This is a genomic window from Exiguobacterium sp. B2(2022) (genome assembly GCF_028823655.1).
Lineage (GTDB): Bacteria > Bacillota > Bacilli > Exiguobacteriales > Exiguobacteriaceae > Exiguobacterium > Exiguobacterium aestuarii_A.
The window spans coordinates 1-879 of the sequence record NZ_JAPEHX010000136.1; the positions used below are offsets into that span (position 1 = coordinate 1).

Consider the following 879-nt stretch of genomic DNA (forward strand, 5'->3'; position numbering starts at 1 on the left):
ACGCTTGGGAAACGGAAGCAAAACTGAAGTCGATCTTGAACCGTCTTGGTCTTCCTGACGTGTCCGTCGATGTGAACGCCTTGTCAGGTGGACAACAAAAGCGTGTCGCTCTCGCTGCAGCGTTACTCGACGAAGCGGACCTATTGCTCTTAGACGAGCCGACGAACGAACTTGATGCCGACACGATCGCATGGCTCGAGACGATGCTTGCGGATTATCGTGGAGCCATCCTTCTCATCACCCACGATCGTTATTTCTTAAATCGTGTCACAAACCATATCTTAGAGATTGCAGACGGGACGAGTTATTTCTATAACGGGAACTATGAGCTGTTCCTTGAGAAGCGGGCCGAACGAAAAGCACGGGCACAATCGATGGAACAGAAACGGCAAAATATTTTACGTCGTGAACTCGCTTGGTTACGTCGAGGCGCAAAAGCACGAACAACGAAACAAAAAGCACGCATCCAGCGCGTCGAAGACTTAAAGCACCAAGAGAGCTTAGCTGAAGAGGAATCACTCGACGTTTCTGTCGGGTCTCGCCGACTCGGTAAAAAGGTCATCGAGGTCGAGGACTTGTCTTTTGGATACGACGATTCTCTCCTCATACAGCAGTTCAATTGGATTTTCGGACGCCGTGAACGCTACGGCATTGTTGGACCGAACGGGAGCGGGAAATCAACACTTATGAACCTGCTCGCCAAGCGTTTGGAACCGACAAACGGTACCATCGTGCACGGGGAAACAGTCCATCTCGGCTATTACGGTCAACAAGTCGAGTTTGAAGACGAATCACGACGCGTGATCGACGAAATCGAGCGGATTGCGAAAGTGATTTATACGCCGGACGGCGAGACAATCACGGCCGGTCAAATGCTCG

The 879-nt window shown here is 51.0% G+C and carries 1 protein-coding gene; it reads left to right on the forward strand.

The window, feature by feature from the left end; genetic code table 11:
* Nucleotides 1-879 (forward strand): ATP-binding cassette domain-containing protein (locus ON063_RS14690; protein ID WP_274665632.1); only part of this gene is annotated, 879 nt, incomplete at both ends.